This window comes from Nocardiopsis sp. TNDT3 (assembly GCF_003427465.1).
In the GTDB taxonomy this organism is placed as follows: Bacteria; Actinomycetota; Actinomycetes; order Streptosporangiales; family Streptosporangiaceae; genus Nocardiopsis; species Nocardiopsis dassonvillei.
Genome location: NZ_QPFC01001105.1, coordinates 1 through 2115 on the forward strand (window position 1 = coordinate 1; position 2115 = coordinate 2115).

Consider the following 2115-nt stretch of genomic DNA (forward strand, 5'->3'; position numbering starts at 1 on the left):
GTCGTCGGCCGACGGAGCGGCGGCCGGGGCGGCGATTCGTACGCACCGGCGTATCCGAGTAGGCCGGGCGGTATCTGAACCGGTACCATTTCCCAGGGACGCGGCCGGGACCACGGTCGCGGCAGCCCGCCAGCGTAGCTCAATTGGCAGAGCAATCGCCTTGTAAGCGATAGGTTAGGGGTTCAAGTCCCCTCGCTGGCTCTCACATGGTCTGACCTGGGAAGACGCCCGGTCAGTCGCGTCGCCGGGGCGGCCGCTCCGCCCCGAGAGCAATCGCCTACACGCGGACCTCGGTCCGCCCGAGGACGGACGCGACGGCGCCCCCCTCGTGTCGTCACCGGCGCCGTGCGCCGGTTCGCCGCCGATCACCTGCTGACCGGCGGTCGGCCCACGGACGTCTGTGTCCGCTTCGACACCGACTCTGACAAGAGCGCTGACATGCTCCAGGGGCTGGCGTCCGCCCCCGTACGTCCGGCGGACGGGCCCGCTCCCGGCGCGCTGGCGCGCACCGCCCCCGCCGAGATTCGCGCCCCGCTATGGGCGGCCGTACCTTCCCCGAGCACCGCATCACGGCGTCGCGGAGCTGACGGGGGCCCGCCCGAGGAGGACGCTCAGCCTCCTTCGAGCTCCCTGCGCACGGTGGCGGCGATGCGGGTGAGCGCGGTCCCGAGGTGGCGGCGCTGGGCGGCGCTGAGCGGATCGAACACGAGCCGCTTCACCTGCGCGACGTGTTCCGGTGCGCTTTCGACCAGCTTCTGCCGACCGGCGCCGGTCAGGGTGGCGAGGGTGTACCGGCCGTCGCCGGGGTCGGATCGGCGCGCGACCCAGTCACGTGCCTCGAACCGGTCCATCACCTTCGACAGGCGGGGCAGGGTGCTGTCGCAGAGCCGGGCCAGGTCGCTGAGCCGCATGGTGGCCTCGTCGGCCATGGACAGTCGGGCCAGAACCCCGTACTCGAAGTTGGAGATACCCGCCTCCCGCTGTAGCTGGCGATCGAGGGCCGCTGGGAGGGCGATGACGACCGTGAGCAGCGCCTGCCACAGGTCCTGCTGGTCGTCGTCGAGCCAGGGCTGAGTGTCCATGGGCTTCATCATACTTGCCCGGGCAACTTGAATCACTTGCCCAGGCAACTCATTATGGGTTAGCTTTCACTTGCCAAGGCAAGTAAAAATACTTGCTTGGGCAAGTGAAGGAGCTGGTTCTGATGACCACCGAGAGCAGCCTGGGTCCCCCCTCGCCGACGCGCGCACCGGCCGCGGCCTACGACGACCTCCTCGCCCGGGTCCTGCCGCAGGCGCGCGGGCAGCGGGTGTGGACCCCCTCCGACGGGCCCATGCCCAGCCTCTTCGTCAGCCACGGCGCACCGTTCACCCTCGACGATCCGCAGTGGCTCGGCGACCTCTTCGACTGGGCCCAGTCGATGCCCAAACCCCGGGCCATCGTCGTCGTCTCGGCCCACTGGGAACAGGCACCGGTCGCGATATCCGGAGCCGCGGCGGGCGTCCCGCTCCACTACGACTTCAGCGGCTTCCACCCCCGCTACAAGACCCTGCCCTACGCGACCCCGGACGCCACCGACCTGGCCCGGCGGCTCACGGGCCTGCTGGGCACGACACCGGTACACGAGTTCGCCGACCGCGGCCTCGACCACGGCGCCTTCATCCCGCTCATGGCCATGTACCCCGCCGCCGACGTCCCGGTCGTGCAGCTGTCGATGCCCGGCCTGGACCCCGGCGCCCTGCTCGAACTCGGAACACGCCTGCGGCCCCTGCGCGAAGAAGGCGTCCTCGTCCTCGGCTCGGGCTTCATGACGCACAGTTTCGCCGTCTTCCGCCAGCCGGAGCTCGTCGCCGCCACCGCGGCCTTCGACGCATGGGCCGTCGACGCCCTCTCCCGGGGCGACGCCGACGCCCTCGTCGACTACCGCGTCAAGGCACCCGGCGCCGCGGTCGCCCATCCGACGGCCGACCACTTCGTCCCGCTGCTGTGCGCCGTCGGCGCCGCCGACGACCCCGGCAGTGCCGTGAGCGCCATCGACCGCATGGTGATGGGCAACTCCACCCGGTCGGTGCGCCTGACCTGAGCGCCCCGACGCGCTCCACCCTCACCCCCGTC

Annotated in this window: 2 protein-coding genes and 1 tRNA gene; 2 read left to right on the plus strand and 1 reads right to left on the minus strand. The window is 71.1% G+C overall.

What is annotated here, in order from left to right; all coding sequences use genetic code 11:
• The first annotated feature begins 128 nt into the window (after positions 1–128).
• Positions 129–201, plus strand: a tRNA-Thr gene (locus tag DQW06_RS24415).
• A gap of 410 nt (positions 202–611) precedes the next feature.
• Here the strand turns inward: DQW06_RS24415 and DQW06_RS24420 are convergent.
• Complete coding sequence (locus DQW06_RS24420; RefSeq protein ID WP_117199385.1) at positions 612–1082, minus strand: MarR family winged helix-turn-helix transcriptional regulator; 471 nt, start codon at positions 1080–1082, stop codon at positions 612–614.
• A gap of 122 nt (positions 1083–1204) precedes the next feature.
• Here DQW06_RS24420 and DQW06_RS24425 point away from each other — a divergent pair, with 122 nt between their 5' ends.
• Positions 1205–2083, plus strand: a complete 879-nt coding sequence (locus DQW06_RS24425) for a class III extradiol ring-cleavage dioxygenase (protein ID WP_117199386.1) — start codon at positions 1205–1207, stop codon at positions 2081–2083.
• The last annotated feature ends 32 nt before the right edge of the window (positions 2084–2115 follow it).

Coding starts and splice junctions, on each gene's coding strand:
- DQW06_RS24420 (WP_117199385.1), bottom strand. CDS start 1,082: ATGGACACTCAGCCCTGGCTCGACGACGACCAGCAGGACCTGTGGCAG.
- DQW06_RS24425 (WP_117199386.1), top strand. CDS start 1,205: ATGACCACCGAGAGCAGCCTGGGTCCCCCCTCGCCGACGCGCGCACCG.